The sequence below is a fragment of the Streptomyces sp. RLA012 genome, from assembly GCF_056270325.1.
In genome coordinates this window covers 10,321,010-10,336,791 of sequence record NZ_JBWDPA010000002.1, presented here as the reverse complement: position 1 = coordinate 10,336,791, position 15,782 = coordinate 10,321,010, and the positions used below count along the sequence as shown (strand labels likewise).

Genomic DNA, 15,782 nt, shown 5'->3' with positions numbered 1-15,782 from the left:
ACAGGACCGCGCACCAGTTCGCCTGCCCTCACCGTACTGCTTGGGAGCCTCGGCATCACCACGCACTGCTCCGACGACAGGGATCCTGAACCCAGTTCATGCAATCAGGGCGTCTTCGGAGTCCCGTCCGGTCGCATCAGGCTTCAGGTCGGGATCGGGCGCAACCGGAATGATCCCGGTTGCGCCCGATCCCGAAGCGGCGCGGGGTTCAGCGCGCCGGCTCTCCGGACAGCAGTTCGATGCCGATACGCGCGGCCCACGTCTCGATCTGCTCGAAGTCACGGAAGTCCCCGCCCTTCCCGGAGGAAACGATCTTCCGGGCGACGAATCCCTTGGCCCTCTCCTCCAGGCAGCCGCCGAACGTGACGTGTTCACGGGCATCGAGCCGGGTCATGGCCCGCCGCACGCCGGGGACGGGCGGGATGTCCTTCTCCGTGGCCGAGGCGTCGAGCGGACCGCTGCTGAAGAACCACAGCGGACGCCCGGCGAGCGCGCGGCCGTGCCGACGGACGAAGCGGCGGGCGTCCTTGTGCCAGCGCCCCGCGTACACTCCGCCGCCCACGACCACGGCGTCGTACGACTCGACGTTCGTCACCGAGTGAGCGGGCACCGCCTCGGTCGGCACGCCCTCCTTGCACAGGGCTTCCGCGATGGTCTCGGCGATCCGAGCGGTCGATCCGTTGGTCGTCCCATAGGCGACGAGGACCTTGTTCAGCATGTCTGTGCGCCTCCACTCCCCGTTTGCCTCAGAGCTTTCGCAGCCATTCCTCGGTGACACCGTGCAGGGCCGGCTCGTCCGGCCGCTGGTGCGAGTCGTCCATCCGGTGGGTGAGCTTGTCGACCACCGCGACCACGCCGTCGATCCGGTCGGTCATGGAGACGGCGATCTCAGCCTCGCTCCGGCGCTCCACATGGCCGCCGAGGGTGACGACGCCCTCGTGCACGCCGACCTCGACGGTCGAGGGGGTCAGCCACAGCGTGCGGACCAGCACCTCGTCGATCACCTCGCGGCGGATCACATCGTCCGGCTGCAGGAAGACCTGGATCAGGTCGCGGCGGGTGACGACGCCGACCAGCCGGTCCTCCTCGTCCACCACCGGCAGCCGCTCCACGCGGCTGTGCGCCATGGTCCGGGCGGCCTCGGCGATGGTGTCGTCGGCGTGCACGGTGACCGCCGGCACGGACATCAGTTCTCCGGCGGTGCGGGCGTGTGTCTTCGCGGCCTGCCGACGGGCGCCGCGGGTCGGCCCGGCGAACCGGAAGCGGCGCGGCGTCTCGTAGGGGTCGGGGATGTCCGCCTGCCGGACCATGAGGTCGGTCTCGGAGATCACGCCGAGAACCTTGTCGTCCTCGTCGACCACCGGCAGCCCGCTGATGCGGTGTTCGGCAAGCAGCCGTGCCACTTCCTTGAACGGGGTGCCGTACCGGGCCGTGACGACCTCGGTCGCCATTGCCGATCCGACCTTCTTCTGCCTCATGTCTGTTTCCTCCTCAACGCAGTCGGCGCAGATAGGGGTCCTGAGCGCGGCGCGGAAGCAGGCGGACGCGTGCGTCGAGCACGGTGACCGCGGCCGGTGTCGCGAGGACGGGGTTGAAGTCGGCCTCGGTGAGCTGCGGCAGGTCGCCCGCCATACGGGAGAGCCGCAGCAGGAGCTGTTCGAGGCCTTGGAGATCGGCCGGCCGGCTGCCGTGCGCGCCCAGCAGCAGTGGCGCGCAGCGCGGCGCGGTGATCAGGTCGTGCACGTCGTGGTCGGTCAGCGGGGCCAGGCGGGCGGCGTGGTCGGCCAGCACCTCGGTCGCCGTACCGCCGAGCCCGAACAGCACCAACGGGCCGAAGACCTCGTCCTGCGCCACGCCCGCGAACAGTTCGGTGCCGCGCGCGGCCAGCGGCTGGACGACCACTCCGGTCATGAGTCCGGCGAAACGGGTCTCGAAGTCCCGGAAGGCGGCCCGTACTTGGGCGTCACCCTGGAGGTCGAGATGGACCGCGTGCTGTTCGGTCTTGTGGACCAGGCCGGGCCAGTGGGCCTTCATGACCACGCGGCCGTCGGCACCGCGCAGCCGTTCGGCGGCGATGACGGCGTCGTCCTCGGTCTCGGCCCAGGCCCAGGGCAGTTGCGGAATGCCGTAGCAGTCGAGGAGTTCGGCGCAGGTGCGCGGGTCGAGCCAGCCGCCGTCCGGATGGGCGACGAGGTAGGTCTCGGCGACCACGTGCGCCCGGGCCGTGTCGATCTCTGTGAGTTCCGGGATCGTGCCGGCGGGCCGGTTCAGCCAGGCCGCACGACGGGCGGCGTGCGCCAAGGCCCGTGCCGCCGCGCCAGGTTCGGCGTACGACGGGATGGTGCCGCCCTCCCGCGCGGGCAGCAGCTTGACCGCCAGGTCCTGCTCCAGCCGTACGACGACGACCGGACGTTCCCGCCTTCCAGGGCCGCTGGTCAGGGCCCGCACGAGGTCGTCGCCGGTCGCGGCCGCGACGGCCGTGGGGACGAGGGACAGCAGGACGGCGTCGATACCCGGGTGCCGCATGATCCGGTCCACGCAGTCCCCGAGCTGCTCCTCCGTGACGGCCGCCGTGGCGTCGACGGGGTTGCCCACGGCGGCGCCCTCGGGCAGCACGGCGAGCAGGTCGTCGATCAGTTCGGGGGTGGGGACGGGCAGCGACAGTCCGGCCTCGGCGCAGGCGTCGGCCGCGAGGACACCCGCGCCGCCCGCGTTGGTGACGATGGCCACGCGGGTTCCGGACGGGAGCGGCTGGGAGTGCAACAGGGCGGCGGTTTCCAGGAGTTCACCCACCGAGCGGGTGGCGGTGATGCCCGCCTGGGTGAACAGGGCCTGCCTGGTCATGGTCGGGGTGGCGGCGGCCGCGGTGTGCGAGGCGGCGGCACGGCGGCCCGCTTCGGTGCGGCCGGCGTCGACCGTCAGGACGGGCATCCGGCGGGTCACTCGCCGGGCGGTGCGGGAGAACGCCCGCGGGTTGCCGAAGGACTCCAGGTGCAGCAGGGCCAGGTCGGTACGGCCGTCGCTCTCCCACCACTGGAGCATGTCGTTGCCGCTGACGTCGTACTTGTCGCCGAGCGACACGAAGGACGAGACGCCGATACCGAGCCGGGACAGCCCGTCGAGCAGGGCGATGCCCACACCGCCGGACTGCACGGCGACGCCCGCCGTGCCAGGACGCGGATGGTCGGCGGCGAAGGTCGCGTCGAGGCGGAGCCTCGGGTCGGTGTTGGTGATGCCGAGGCAGTTGGGCCCGACCAGCCGCATGCCGTACGTGCGGCACGCGGTCATGAGCGCCTCCGCCTGCTCGCCGTCCAGGCCGGCCGACACCACCAGCAGCGCCCGTACTCCGGCCTTGCCGCACTCTTCGGCCGTGGCCGGGATGGCTGCGGCCGGTACCGCGAGGACCGCGAGGTCGGGGGTCTTGGGCAGCGCGCTCACCGACGGGTAGGACGGTACGCCCAGGACCGACGTGACGCTCGGGTTCACGGCGAAGAGCCGCCGGGTGAAGCCGCCCGCGTGCAGATGGTGCAGGAGAGCCCGCCCCACCGATCCCGGCCTGCGCCCGGCACCGACCACGGCGATCGCGTTCGGCCGCAGCAGCGGCTCCAGACTGGCCACATCGGCGGCCCGGCCACGGGCCTCGACGGCCGAAAGATAGGTGTCGTCCTCGTCCAGCACGATGGTGCAGCGCACCTCCGGACCCTCGAACCGACGTGCGGCGCGCAAGCCAAGGTCGGTGAAGAGCCGGAGCACTTCGTAGTTCTCACTGAGCGCGTCGGCGGTGAACATGGTGATGCCGTCGGCGCGGGCGGCGGCGACGAGGTGTTCGACGAGGAGCGTGCCGACGCCTCGGTGGTGCAGCCCGTCGGCCACGGCGATCGACATCTCGGCCGTCTCGGGGTCGTCGCCGACCTCGTACTCGGCCAGACCGATCACCCGGCCCTGCGTCTCGGCGAGCAGCGCCCGGTAGCCGGGGCGCGCCGGCGCCGAGGCCCGGTCTGCGGCCAGGTCGGCGGAGCTGCGGCTCGCGGCGAAGAACCGCAGCCGGAGGTTCTCCGGTGACATCTCCTCGTAAAGCCCTCGCAGCTGCTCATGGTCACCGGGGCGCACGGAGCGTATGCACACAGTGGTGCCGTCCGCGAGCAGGGCGTGCACAGTGGGGCGGTCGCGCTCGTCGTCCGTCATCTCGGGCCTCCTCAAAACCTCTCGACCCTTCGAGCATCCAGCGATCCACGGGCCCGCCCCAGGGGCTGATCGGGTGCACCGTATGGGCCGGTCGGCCCCTGTCTCACGGGCCGGTCCACGGCGGATGGTGGACACCCTGGACTCCGGTACATAGGGAGGGACGAACTGCCATGACCGGGCCGATCGTTGTCGGGGTCGATGCCTCCGCGGCCGGCGGGTGACGCGGAGCTGCGCGGCGAGAACAGCGTTCCGGGTGCGGCCATGCCTTCCGTTGTCCATGAGGTGGCCGCTCGCTCGGACCGGCCGGTGGTGCTGGTGCCGGGCGGCCCGGTCCCTGCGGGCGGCGGGCGGCGGGCGGAGTGGGTGACGCCGGGCGTCGACGCCCGTGATCCGGTGAGCGCCGTCGTGGACTTCCCGCCGAGCGGTGGATGCCGTACGCGCTGCCGGAGGAGGATCGGGGCGCGTGGGAGGACCAGGAGGTGCAACTGCTGTCGGACGCGCTGCGGCCGTGGTGGGAGAAGTATCCGCAGGTGCACGTCTACGAGGACGTCCGCCTCCAGAGCCCCTCGGCCGCCCTGGTCCAGGCGTCGGCCTCGGCGGGGCTCCTGGTGGTCGGCCGTGCGGGCCTGACGCTCGGTCCCACCCTGCGGGCCGTGCTGGAGCAGACCGGGTGCCCGGTGGCCGTGGTTCCCGACTGCCGGACCCCGGTCAGCGGTCCGGCAGGGTGAGGGTGCAGGATTCGCCGGGCGCCACGGACACGGTGCGGTCCGCGAGGGTGATGTCGATCGGGTCCTGGTCGGACGCGGGCACGGCCATCATCAACTGGCCGGAGGCCAGGCGCAGTTGCACACCGCGATGGCCGCGGTAGCGGATCGCGAAACCGTACTCGGACAGCTCCGGCAGCGGCACCGGATCGAGCCGCAGCGCGCCGTCCCGGGTCTCCAGACCGGTCAGACAGCGCTGGACGAGATCGAGGGTACCGGCCATGGCACCGAGGTGGATGCCCTCCCCCGTGGTGCCGCCCTGCAGATCGGCGATGTCCCCGGCCAGGGCCTCATGCACGAACGTCCACGCCTCCGCGCGCCGCGCCCGGGCCAGCACCCACCCGTGCACCAGGCTGCTCAGCGTCGAGCCGTGACTCGTGCGGCGCAGGTAGTGGTCGACGGTACGCCGCCAGACGGTGTCGTCCACCTCGAGCCCGAGCCTGCGGAAGAGCCCGCCGAGCTCGGCGGGCGAGAAGAGGTATCCCAGCATGAGGACGTCCGCCTGTTTGGACGCCTGGTAGCGGTTGACGCTGTCGCCCTCGGCCTCCAGAATCCGGTCGAGCCGCCGAATGTCGCCGTACCGTGCCCGGTAGCGGGCCCAGTCCAGCTCCTCCAGTGCTCCGTAGCCCTCGAACTGGCTGATCACCCCGGCGTGGAAGGGCACGTACAGCTTCCGGGAGACCTCCTGCCAGCCGTCGAGTTCGGCCGTGTCGAGGCCGGTGCGCTCGCAGAGGTCCCGGCGCGGCAGTTCGGGCAGGTCGTGCAGGACGTCGAGGGTGCGGGCCAGCACCCAGGCCGCGGTGACGTTGGTGTACGCGTTGTCGTCGAGCCCGGGACGCTCGGTGCCGGGGTAGGCGTCGTGGTACTCGTCGGGGCCGACGACGCCGCGGATCCGGTACCGGCCGAGCGTCCCGTCGTACGCCGCGAGGCCGGCCCAGAACCGGGAGATCTGTACGAGCATCTCGATGCCCTTGGTGTGCAGGAACTCGGTGTCGCCGCTCGCCTCGCAGTACTGCCACACGTTGTACGCGATCGCCGAGCCGACGTGGTGCTGGAGCCGTGAGTGGTCGGGCAGCCAGCGCCCGGAGCGCGGGTTGAGGTGCAGTTGCTGGGTCTCCTCCCGGCCGTCGCTGCCGCTCTGCCATGGGTACATCGCACCGGTGTGCCCGGCGTCGCGGGCGGCCCGGCAGGCCTGCTCGAGGCGGCGGTGGCGGTAGGTGAGCAGGGCGCGGGAGACCTCGGGGAAGTGCAGGTTGAGGTACGGCAGGACGAACAGCTCGTCCCAGAAGACGTGCCCGCGGTAGGCCTCGCCGTGCAGACCGCGCGCCGGGACGCCGACGTCCAGCTCCGCGGTGTGCGGGGAGAGCGTCTGGAGCAGGTGGAACAGGTGCAGCCGCAGCACCGGGCCCGCACTGTTGGGCACGTCCAGTTCGGCGTTGCGCCACAGCTGTTGCCAGGCCGTGCGGTGGGAGTCCAGCAGGGTCGCGAAGTCCGGAGCGCGGCCGACCCGGTCGAGGGCGGCGTGCGCCGGGTCCTTGATGGCCGGGTCGTGGGAGGTGTGCAGGGCGACCGTCTTGTCCACGCTCACCGTCCGGCCGTCGGTCAGGGAGAGCCGCAGCAGCTGAGCGGCCCGCGCGTCCTCGTGTGCGTCCACGGTCCGGGCGGATACGTCGGCGACGGTGCGGGCCGCCAGGCCGATCCTGATGTCGGAGGCGCTCGTCCGGCACTCCAGCCAGATCGTGTCCGGCGCGGCGGTGCCGGTGCGGACGTCCGTGAGGTGCCGAGAGGCGAGTGAGCGGTAGCGCTCCACTTCGGTGTTGGCGACCCTCCCGTCGAGCGCCGACTCGACCTCGATCTCCCCGGACCACCCCTGAGCCGTCAACTCCGTGCGCAGCAGAGCCAGATGGGGGTCGGCCATGTGGACCAGCCGCAGCTGCCGTACGGCGAGGCGCCGGCCCACACCGTCCTCGACGTACTCGTATCGCAGTGTGCGTTCCAGTGTGCCCGCGCGCAGGTCCAGGTTCTGGCGGTGGTCGAGGACCTTGTGGGTGTCGGGCGTGAGCCAGTTCCCGGAGGCGGTACGGAGACGGAGCGGCAGCCAGTTGGGGAGGTTGACCATGTCCTCGTTCTCGACCCGGTGTCCGGCCACGTCCGAGGTGAGGCGGTTGTAGCAGCCCGCCACGTACGTGCCCGGGTAGTGGACGGAGTCCGCCGCGCACTCGGGAGCCGCGCCCCGGGTGGCGAAGTAGCCGTTGCCGAGGGTGCACAGCGCTTCCCGCAGCCGCTCCTGCGCCGGGGCGTAACCCTCGTACTCCCAGGTCCAGTCGGGCATCTTCATTCCGCCTCCTGTTCCAGCAGCTCCGCGAGGTCGTCGACCACGAGGTTTGCGCCATGCTTCAGGAGCGCGGCCCGGGTGGCCGGGGTGCGGGCGCGGTCGACACCGACGACGAGGCCGAAGCCGCCGCGTCGTCCGGCCTCGACTCCGGCGCGGGCATCCTCGACGACGGCGGCGTGTTCGGCAGGAACCCCGAGGCGGCGAGTCGCCTCCAGGAAGAGAGCGGGGTCGGGTTTGCCGGGCAGGCTCAGCCGAGCCGCCTCCCCGCCGTCCACCAGGGCGTCGAAGAGGCCGCGTACTCCCGCGTGTTCGAGGAGTTCAGCCGCGTGCCGGGAGGCGGAGGCGGCGGCCAGCGGGATCCCGGCGGACCGCAGAGTGCGCAGCAGGCGGACCGTGCCCGGGTAGGCGTCGATGCCCCCGGCGCGCAGCCGCTCGGTGAACAGCCGCTCCTTGTGGGCGGCGACGGCCCGGACCTCTGCTTCGGAGGGCCGCAGCTCGCGGGCGTCGAGGAAGGCCGCGGCTCCGTCGAGACGCGACTTGCCGTCGACGTACCGCAGATAGTCCTGTTGCGGGTCGAAGGGGCACTCGCCACGGGGGCGCAGAAAAGCGTCGAAGGCCGTCTTCCACGCGGCGGCGTGCACCCGCGCGGAGTCCGTGATGACACCATCGGTGTCGAGGACCACGGCCCGCGTCCCCCACAGCGCACGGGGTACGCGGGCCGTGCCGCTCCGCTGCGAGCTCATCGGTCGCCGCTCACCAGTGCCGTGAGGTCGAGGAGCCGGTTGGTGTAGCCCCACTCGTTGTCGTACCAGCCGAAGACCTTCACCAGCGTGCCGTTCGCCTGTGTCAGGGCCGGATCGAGGACGCAGGACGCGGGGTCGCCGATGACGTCCCGGGAAACGATGGGCGCCTTCGACACGCGGAGGATGCCGTTCAACGGGCCCTGAGCGGCCTCGGCGAAGGCCGTATTGACCTCGTCCACCGTCGCCTCGCGCCGCAGGACCACCACAAGGTCCGTGAGCGAGCCGTCCTCGACGGGCACGCGGACCGCGATGCCGTCCAGCGCACCCGCCAGTTCGGGCAGCACCAGACCGACGGCGCGGGCAGCCCCCGTGCTGGTCGGGATGATGCTCAGCGCCGCCGAACGGGCCCGCCGCAGGTCCTTGTGCGGGCCGTCCAGCAGGGACTGGTCGTTGGTGTAGCCGTGGATGGTCGTCATCACGCCGCGCTCGATGCCGAAGGTCTCGTGGAGCACCTTGACCATCGGAGCGACGCAGTTGGTGGTGCAGGAGGCCGCCGAGACGATCCGGTCGCTGTGCCGGTCGTACGTGGCGTCGTTGACGCCCATCACGATGGTGGCGTCCGCGTTCTTGCCGGGCGCCGAGAGCAGCACCGTGTGGGCGCCGTTCTTCAGGTGCAGGGCGGCGGAGTCGCGATCACGGAAGCGGCCCGTGGACTCGATCACGATGTCGGCGCCGTGGTCGGACCACTGGAGGGCTGCCGGGTCGCGCTCGGCGGTGACGGCGATGCGATGGCCGTCGACGGTGATCGAGCTGTCGTCGTGGGTGACCTCGCGTCCGATGCGGCCGAACGTCGAGTCGTACTCGAGCAGGTGGGCCAGGGTGGCGGGCGGGGCGATGTCGTTGACGGCGACCACCTCGACGTCCTGGGTGCCCGTCTCCGCCCGGTCGAGTGCCGCGCGCAGATAGGTGCGGCCGATGCGGCCGAAGCCATTGATGCCGACGCGTACGGTCATGGCGTTGAACTCCTTTGCCGTGTGGGAGATTTCAGCCGGTGCGGGGAGGGGATGTCAGCCGGTCCAGGTCCAGTCGGCGACCTCGGGCAGGTCGGTGCCGTGTGCGCGGATCCAGGCGTGGTGACGGGTGCGGGCGTCGGCCATCCGCTGGCGTACGGCGGCTGCGCGCACGCCGAGGCCGGGGACGCGGTCGATGACGTCCATGACGAGGCGGTAGCGGTCCATGTCGTTGCGGACGACCATGTCGAACGGCGTGGTCGTGGTGCCCATCTCCTTGTAGCCGCGTACGTGGAGGTGGGCGTGGCCGGTGCGGCGGTAGGCGAGGCGGTGGATCAGCCAGGGATAGCCGTGGTACGCGAAGATCACCGGCCTGTCGGTGGTGAACAGCCCGTCGTACTCGAAGTCGCCCATCCCGTGCGGGTGTTCCTCGCGCGGCAGCAGCCGGGTCATATCGACCACGTTGACTACCCGGACGGTGAGTTCGGGCAGATGGCGGCGGAGCAGATCCGAGGCGGCCAGGATCTCCTGGGTGGGGACGTCACCCGCGCAGGCGAGGACGACATCCGGCTCACGGTCGCCGTTGGCCGAGCCCGCCCACTCCCAGATGCCGGCACCGCGGGCGCAGTGGGCGCGGGCCTGGTCCATGGAGAGCCAGTCGAAGCAGGGCTGCTTGCCCGCGACGACGACGTTGACGTAGTCGCGGCTGCGCAGCACGTGATCGGCCACGGACAGCAGGGTGTTGGCGTCCGGCGGCAGATAGACCCGTACGACCTCGGGACTCTTGTTGAGGACGTGGTCGACGAAACCGGGGTCCTGGTGCGAGAAGCCGTTGTGGTCCTGGCGCCACACGTGCGAGGTGAGCAGGTAGTTGAGGGAGGCGATCGGGGCCCGCCATGCCAGCTCCCGCGAGGTCTTCAGCCACTTGATGTGCTGGTTGACCATCGAGTCGACGATGTGCACGAACGCCTCGTAGCAGGAGAACAGCCCGTGCCGGCCGGTCAGTGTGTAACCCTCCAGCCAGCCCTGGCAGAGGTGTTCGGAGAGGATCTCCATGACCCGGCCGTGCCGGTCCAGGTGCTCGTCCACCTGGAGGGTCTGGGCCTGCCAGGCCTTGCCGCTGGCGCCGAAGACGGCCCCCAGCCGGTTGGAGGCGGTCTCGTCGGGACCCACCAGCCGGAAGTCACGCCGCCCCGACGTGTCCTTCATGACCTGCTCCAGGAGGTCGCCCAGGATTCGGGTGGGCTCGTGCAGGGTCGCGCCCGGCTTGTCGACGGGCACGGCGTAGCGGTCGAGGGAGGGGATCGGCAGATCGCGGACGAGCAGGCCGCCGTTGGCGTGCGGGGTGGCGCCGAGGCGGCGGGCGCCCTCGGGGACGCAGGCGAGGACGTCGGCGACGGGGCGTCCCTCGGCGTCGAAGAGCTCCTCGGGACGGTACGAGCGCAGCCAGGTCTCCAACTGCCGCAGGTGTTCCGGGTTTTCGCGGACCGCGGCCAGCGGCACCTGGTGGGCCCGCCACGTTCCCTCGACCGGCTCTCCGTCGACCTCCGCGGGTCCCGTCCAGCCCTTCGGAGTGCGCAGCACGATCATGGGCCAGTGCACCCGCTCGGCCACGCCGTCCTCGCGGGCGGTGCGCTGCATCAGCGTGATGCGGTCCAGGGCCCCGTCGAAGGCGTCGGCCATCGCGCGGTGAATCTCGTGCGGGTCGTCGCTGGTCACGTGGATCGGATCGTGGCCGTAGCCGCGCAGCAGCTCGTCGAGTTCGGCCTCCGGGATGCGGGAGAGCACCGTCGGGTTGGCGATCTTGTAACCGTTGAGGTGCAGGATCGGCAGGACAGCGCCGTCGTGGACCGGGTCGAGGAACTTGTTGGAGTGCCAGGAAGCCGCCAGCGGCCCGGTCTCCGCCTCGCCGTCGCCGATCACGCAGGCGACCAGCAGGTCCGGGTTGTCGAAGGCGGCCCCGTAGGCGTGCGCCAGGGAATAACCCAGCTCACCGCCCTCGTGGATCGAGCCCGGCGTCTCGGGCGCGACGTGGCTGGGCACTCCGCCGGGGAACGAGAACTGCCGGAACAGCTTCCCCATGCCGGCCGCGTCCCGCGAGACACTCGGGTACGTCTCGCTGTAGGTCCCCTCCAGCCAGGAGTTGGCGAGGACCGCGGGCCCGCCGTGACCGGGGCCCCACACGCACAGCGCGTCGATGCCACGCGCCTTGATCACCCGGTTGAGGTGCGTGTGTACGAGGTTGAGGCCGGGTGAGGTGCCCCAGTGGCCGAGCAGCCGCGGCTTGATGTGCGCGGGGGTCAGGGGCTCGGTCAGCAGCGGGTTGGCCAGCAGGTAGATCTGTCCCACGGCGAGGTAGTTGGCGGCCCGCCAGTGGGCGTCCAGAGTGCGCAGTTCCTCATCGGTCAGAAAGGTGCCGTCCTGGTGTTCGACCTTGGGCAGTTCGACCTTGGGCATGGTGACTCCGTAAGTCATCGAGGTGCGTCACGAGGTGTGTCGTGCGTACTACTGAGGGCGCCGGGCTCGTGGTGGTCTTCGAGGGCCGGGACGCGGCGGGCACGGGCGGCATCGTCAAACGGGTCTCGGAGCATCTCGACCATGCGTCGAGCCGCTGCTCCGCGCTCATGTCCGTTGCGGTACGACGGCGACGGGGCAGGCGGAGTGGTGCAGGGCCGTGTGGGCGACCCGGCCGAGCTGGAGCCCGGCGCGTCCGGCGCGTCCGGCGCGTCCGGCGCGTCCGGCGCGTCCGTGGTGCCGCTGGACACCGCCGACGAGCAGGTCGGCGTCGGCCGAGGCGTCCAGCAGGACCCGGCGGGCGCTGCCTTCGGCGGTCCTGCGGCGCAGTTCGACGGCCGGGTGCTCGGCCGCGGTGGTACTCAGGGCCGAATCCAGGATCTCCACCGCCCGCTGCTCGTGCAATCGGGCCGGTTCATCCGTGAGCAGGGGGTGGTCGGTGTTCTCGTACGCCGGGCAGCGCCATGCCCGTACGGCGTCCAGGGCGGCCTTGCGGACCTTGGCCTCTTCGAAGGCGAACCGCGTGGCCGCCATGCCGTGCGGTTCCTCCCCGACTCCGAGGACCACGCGCCGGTGTGTCCCGACCCTTGCCTGGTTGTCGTGGTTGCGGCGCAGCACGATCACCGCGTCGTCGGGCAGGACCTCGGTGGTGACCTTCGCATCAGGGGCGCGGCGGTGGGCGCCCCGCGCGGCGGCCTCCAGCGAGGCGTACACCAGGCGCACCTGTGCATCGCGCAGCGCGGCCTCGTCGGTCGCCCGGTCCACGGCGCGCAGGCTGGGCTCCGAGCCGTCGACACCGACGATCAGGGGCAGCTCCACCGTCCTCACCGTCCTTCACCGAAGTCGAAGACGATCCGGGCCTTCACCTGACCGCGCAGCACGGCGTCGATGGACTCGTCGACCGAGACGAGGGGCCGGGACTCCCGGATGACCCGGGTCCGGCCCGCCGCGTGCCGTACGAAGACCTCTGCCAGATCCTGCCGGGTACCCACGATCGAACCGATCACCGACGTGCCGTTCAGCACCGTGTCGAAGATCGGGACCTGAATGGTCCCGCGCGCGGGCAGCGCCACCATCACGAGCTTCCCGCCGCGCCGCGGTCCCGCGTACACGGCGGAGAACGCGGCCTCGTGCACCGCCGGCGCGATCGCGGCGTGCGCACCGCCGAACCGCTTGAGCACCTCGGCCGGGTCGTGCTTGCGGGCGTCGATGACGAGGTCGGCGCCGAGTTCCGAGGCGAGTTCGAGCTTCTCGTCGGTGACGTCGATCGCCGCCACCGTCGCTCCGGCGATCTTCGCGTACTGGACCGCCGGATGGCCCGGTCCTCCGACGCCCGAGATGGCGACGAGCTGGGCAGGACCGACACCGGCGACCTTGAGCGCCTTGTACCTCGTGACGCCGGCGCAGGTGAGCGGGGCCGCGTCGAGCGGGGAGATCCCGTCGGGCACCGGCTGGGCGAAGTCGGCCCGGGCGAGCATCTTCTCGGCGTACCCGCCGTCGCACCCGTATCCGGTGTTGACCTGCTGCTCGCAGAGCGTCTCCCAGCCGGACAGGCGGTGCTCGCACCGTCCGCAGGCCGAACCGAGCCGGGGTACCGCCACCCGCTGCCCGAGCGCGAGGTGCGTGACACCGTCACCCCGTGCCTCGACCAGCCCGACGCCCTCGTGACCAGGGACGAAGGGCGGGTTCGGCTTCACCGGCCAGTCGCCGTGCGCGGCGTGGATGTCGGTGTGGCACAGCCCGGAGGCCTCCACCCGGATGCGGACCTGGCCGGCGCCGGGCTCGGGGTCGGGGCGCTCCTCGATGACCAATGGCTCACCGAACGCTCGTACGACTGCCGCCTTCATGGGTATCTCTCCTCGGAGGGTGAGTCGTGTCGGGTGATCAGTCGTGTCGGGCGTCAGTCGTGTCGGGCGTCAGTCGTGCGGGACCACGGCGACGGCGGCGGTGGCGTGGTGCAGTACGGCGTGGGCGACCGGCCCGATATGAGCGCCGAGCGCGGAACGGCGGACACGGCGGCCGACGACGACCAGGGAGGCCTCACGGGAGGCGTCCACCAGGTGATTGGCCGGCTTGCCGGACAGCGAGTCCTCGACGACGTCCACCGAGGGGTACTTCTGCCGCCACGGCCGCAGCACCTCGGTGACCGCGGCGGCCTCCTCCGCGGCGATCTGCGCGTTCAGTTCGAGGTCCGGGGGCATGCCGTACGCGATGTAGGACGGTTCGTTCCAGGCGTGGACGACACGCAGCGAGGTGTCTCGCAGGACGGCCGCCTCGAAGGCGAAGCCGATCAGGGTGTCGTCGGGGGCCGTGGTGTCGAGTCCGAGCACGACGGGGCGGGCGGGCGGCACGGCGGAGTCGGTTCCCGAGGTGTCTTCTCCGGCCCGTACGAGGACGACCGGGCGCTCGGCGTGCGCCACGACGGCCAGGCCGACGGAGCCGACCACGAATCCGCCCACCCCGCTCAGACCGCGGGATCCGAGCACCAGCAGTTCGGCGTCCCTCGCGGCGTCGGTCAGCACCTCGGCCGGCCGCCCGGTGACCTGCTCGACGAGCACGTCGACCTCCGGGCGGGCCGCCCGCAGTCCGTCGGCCGCCTCACGCGATATCCGTTCGCTCCATTGCTGCTCGGTCTCGGGGCCGGGCAGCAATGCCTGAGCGATGGGTACCGGGGCGGGTTCCCAGACGTTGACCAGCTTCAGCGGCAGCCCGCGGAGCTGCGCCTCACGGGCCGCCCATTCGGCGGCGGCACCGCTCTCGGGCGAGCCGTCGAGGCCTACGGTGACGGTGCGGGACATGATCTCCACCTCCTGAATCGGAATCGCGCGATCCCGACTCCAGCGTCGTGTCATGGGGGGTTCGCGGTGCAGGGGCCGCAGGTCCCCGGAAGGGGCCGATCGGCCCTATGGACCCGCGGGACGGACGTAGGGGGGCGGCACCTGTCCGGGTGCCGCCCCCCTACCGCGGTCAGCGCAGCCAGCCGTTGTTCCGGACGAACGGCAGCCTGGCCCAGAGCTTGCCGACGCCCAGGGTGTCGCCCGCGGCGGCCAGCGCCAGGGCGACGAGGACGAAGGCGTAGACGAGGTGGTAGTCCACGAACGGATTGGAGGACATGCTCGCCGAACCGTCGGACAGGTGCTTGGCCGGAGGCCACTCGGCGATCCACATCAGCGCCATCATCACGGTGCCCGCGACCGCGGCCAGCCGCAGGGCGATGCCGCCGATCAGGGCGAGTCCGACGCCGAGCAGCCCGGCCATGAACAGCCAGTCCGCCCAGGTGTCGCCCGCCCAGGAGTGGAAGGTGGACTCCATCGGCCCGGCGGCGACACCGCCGAGGAAGCCCTTGGTCGGCGAGCCACCGTCGGTCCAGCCCTTGCCGGACGGGGTGGCATAGCCGAACCCGAAGGTCTTGTCGAGGAACGCCCACAGGAAGACGAACCCGGTCAGCAGCCGCAGCGACGCGAAGGAATAGGCCCGCAGAGTGTGCGCGTCGGTGCTCGCCGACACGCCGGACCCAGGGGTGGACGCGGTCCGGTTCCCGCGGAAGGAGGACAGATGGAACCCCGGGCTCCGGTGAAGGTGCTCGTGCACGGCCATGATGGTGATCCCTTCGGGGAATCGGAGAGTGTCGGATCCGTTCCCGACAGCGACCACTCTGGTGGCGTGGGGCAGGTGGCGCCCGATGCCGAAAGGCCGTGACCATGGGGCTGAACGTCCCTATCCGCAAGGCCTGTTGGCCTTGCCGTCCGGAATGTCTGTGGCACTGCGGCGGAGGCGCCCGCCCGGGTCGCCCGCCTCCGGCTCGGGGATCACACGTCCACTCAGTCCCGGTGACAGGGTCTTTTCGTCCCCTGCCGCAGTTGCGGCACACCGGCGGTCTCATCAGAGGGAGGGGCGTCGGAGGGCACCCGTCGCCGCCGGATTCGAGGGCACTCCATCTCCGCGACGAGCTGCGTTCCGCGACATCTCCGTTCGACCACGTTCGGATGCTCATCCGACTCGGCTACGGTCCGGAAGGGCCTCCCACTCCGCGCCGCGCACCGCGTCTCTTTCTCGGCCTCGACGGCACCGGCCCTCGGGCGGATCAGCGCTGACCGATCAGATCGTGGAAACAGCGCGGGCGCAACGGCAGAACGGTCTCGTCGGTTCTCATTCGACCGTGTGGCTGCGGACCCTCGGCACCTATCGCTGCGCTGCGGTATTGATCGCGAAGGCGCTGCACACTGGCTGG

The 15,782-nt window shown here is 71.4% G+C and carries 12 protein-coding genes and 1 pseudogene; 2 read left to right on the top strand and 11 right to left on the bottom strand.

Features of this window, described 5'->3' with window-relative positions; genetic code table 11:
• Window positions 1-208: 208 nt before the first annotated feature.
• The 3 genes from RV986_RS46925 to RV986_RS46915 are packed head-to-tail and all read right to left on the bottom strand — an operon-like array spanning window position 209 to window position 4,185.
• A complete protein-coding gene (locus tag RV986_RS46925; RefSeq protein ID WP_475923211.1) occupies window positions 209-718 on the bottom strand; it encodes a flavodoxin domain-containing protein in 510 nt (169 codons plus the stop codon).
• 28 nt (window positions 719-746) lie between these two features.
• On the bottom strand, window positions 747-1,478 hold the full coding sequence (locus RV986_RS46920) for a CBS domain-containing protein (protein ID WP_475923210.1): 732 nt from the start codon (window positions 1,476-1,478) through the stop codon (window positions 747-749).
• Between the two features lie 13 nt (window positions 1,479-1,491).
• Entirely contained in the window at window positions 1,492-4,185 is a 2,694-nt protein-coding gene (locus RV986_RS46915) for a bifunctional acetate--CoA ligase family protein/GNAT family N-acetyltransferase (protein WP_475923209.1), read from the bottom strand.
• 428 nt (window positions 4,186-4,613) lie between these two features.
• Between RV986_RS46915 and RV986_RS46910 the strand changes: the two genes are divergently transcribed.
• Window positions 4,614-4,913 carry an adenine nucleotide alpha hydrolase family protein gene (locus RV986_RS46910; protein ID WP_475923208.1) on the top strand — a complete coding sequence of 100 codons (300 nt, stop codon included), beginning with the start codon at window positions 4,614-4,616 and terminating at the stop codon, window positions 4,911-4,913.
• Here RV986_RS46910 and RV986_RS46905 read toward each other — a convergent pair.
• Genes RV986_RS46905 through RV986_RS46890 form a run of 4 tightly spaced genes read right to left on the bottom strand, consistent with a single transcriptional unit; the run spans window position 4,894 to window position 11,479 of the window.
• Window positions 4,894-7,281: a glycoside hydrolase family 65 protein gene (locus RV986_RS46905; RefSeq protein ID WP_475924679.1), complete on the bottom strand. Its 2,388-nt coding sequence runs from the start codon at window positions 7,279-7,281 to the stop codon at window positions 4,894-4,896. The two genes, RV986_RS46910 and RV986_RS46905, sit on opposite strands and share 20 nt — an antisense overlap.
• 2 nt (window positions 7,282-7,283) lie before the next feature.
• Complete coding sequence (locus RV986_RS46900; protein WP_475923207.1) at window positions 7,284-8,027, bottom strand: HAD family hydrolase; 744 nt, start codon at window positions 8,025-8,027, stop codon at window positions 7,284-7,286.
• Window positions 8,024-9,040 (bottom strand): type I glyceraldehyde-3-phosphate dehydrogenase, encoded by a 1,017-nt coding sequence (gene gap, locus RV986_RS46895; RefSeq protein ID WP_475923206.1) that lies wholly within the window; start codon window positions 9,038-9,040, stop codon window positions 8,024-8,026. Before gap ends, RV986_RS46900 begins: the two co-directional genes overlap by 4 nt.
• A 54-nt stretch (window positions 9,041-9,094) precedes the next feature.
• Complete coding sequence (locus RV986_RS46890; protein ID WP_475924678.1) at window positions 9,095-11,479, bottom strand: phosphoketolase family protein; 2,385 nt, start codon at window positions 11,477-11,479, stop codon at window positions 9,095-9,097.
• 56 nt (window positions 11,480-11,535) lie between these two features.
• Here RV986_RS46890 and RV986_RS46885 point away from each other — a divergent pair.
• A pseudogene (locus RV986_RS46885) lies at window positions 11,536-11,607 on the top strand (hypothetical protein); the annotation flags it as partial.
• A gap of 52 nt (window positions 11,608-11,659) precedes the next feature.
• Here RV986_RS46885 and RV986_RS46880 read toward each other — a convergent pair.
• The 4 genes from RV986_RS46880 to RV986_RS46865 all read right to left on the bottom strand — a co-directional run bounded on the left by RV986_RS46880 (window position 11,660) and on the right by RV986_RS46865 (window position 15,148).
• Window positions 11,660-12,370: a universal stress protein gene (locus tag RV986_RS46880; protein ID WP_475923205.1), complete on the bottom strand. Its 711-nt coding sequence runs from the start codon at window positions 12,368-12,370 to the stop codon at window positions 11,660-11,662.
• A 5-nt stretch (window positions 12,371-12,375) separates the two neighbouring features.
• The gene (locus tag RV986_RS46875; RefSeq protein ID WP_475923204.1) at window positions 12,376-13,398 is read right to left on the bottom strand and encodes a zinc-dependent alcohol dehydrogenase; all 1,023 of its coding nucleotides are present in this window, start codon (window positions 13,396-13,398) and stop codon (window positions 12,376-12,378) included.
• 69 nt (window positions 13,399-13,467) lie between these two features.
• Window positions 13,468-14,349 (bottom strand): universal stress protein, encoded by an 882-nt coding sequence (locus tag RV986_RS46870; RefSeq protein WP_475923203.1) that lies wholly within the window; start codon window positions 14,347-14,349, stop codon window positions 13,468-13,470.
• 169 nt (window positions 14,350-14,518) lie between these two features.
• On the bottom strand, window positions 14,519-15,148 hold the full coding sequence (locus tag RV986_RS46865; protein WP_475923202.1) for a hypothetical protein: 630 nt from the start codon (window positions 15,146-15,148) through the stop codon (window positions 14,519-14,521).
• Window positions 15,149-15,782: the final 634 nt, after the last annotated feature.

Bases quoted from the DNA above. Each gene is read 5' to 3' on its own strand.
- RV986_RS46925 (WP_475923211.1), bottom strand. From the start codon at position 718: ATGCTGAACAAGGTCCTCGTCGCCTATGGGACGACCAACGGATCGACC.
- RV986_RS46920 (WP_475923210.1), bottom strand. From the start codon at position 1,478: ATGAGGCAGAAGAAGGTCGGATCGGCAATGGCGACCGAGGTCGTCACG.
- RV986_RS46915 (WP_475923209.1), bottom strand. From the start codon at position 4,185: ATGACGGACGACGAGCGCGACCGCCCCACTGTGCACGCCCTGCTCGCG.
- RV986_RS46910 (WP_475923208.1), top strand. From the start codon at position 4,614: ATGCCGTACGCGCTGCCGGAGGAGGATCGGGGCGCGTGGGAGGACCAG.
- RV986_RS46905 (WP_475924679.1), bottom strand. From the start codon at position 7,281: ATGCCCGACTGGACCTGGGAGTACGAGGGTTACGCCCCGGCGCAGGAG.
- RV986_RS46900 (WP_475923207.1), bottom strand. From the start codon at position 8,027: ATGAGCTCGCAGCGGAGCGGCACGGCCCGCGTACCCCGTGCGCTGTGG.
- gap (WP_475923206.1), bottom strand. From the start codon at position 9,040: ATGACCGTACGCGTCGGCATCAATGGCTTCGGCCGCATCGGCCGCACC.
- RV986_RS46875 (WP_475923204.1), bottom strand. From the start codon at position 13,398: ATGAAGGCGGCAGTCGTACGAGCGTTCGGTGAGCCATTGGTCATCGAG.
- RV986_RS46870 (WP_475923203.1), bottom strand. From the start codon at position 14,349: ATGTCCCGCACCGTCACCGTAGGCCTCGACGGCTCGCCCGAGAGCGGT.
- RV986_RS46865 (WP_475923202.1), bottom strand. From the start codon at position 15,148: ATGGCCGTGCACGAGCACCTTCACCGGAGCCCGGGGTTCCATCTGTCC.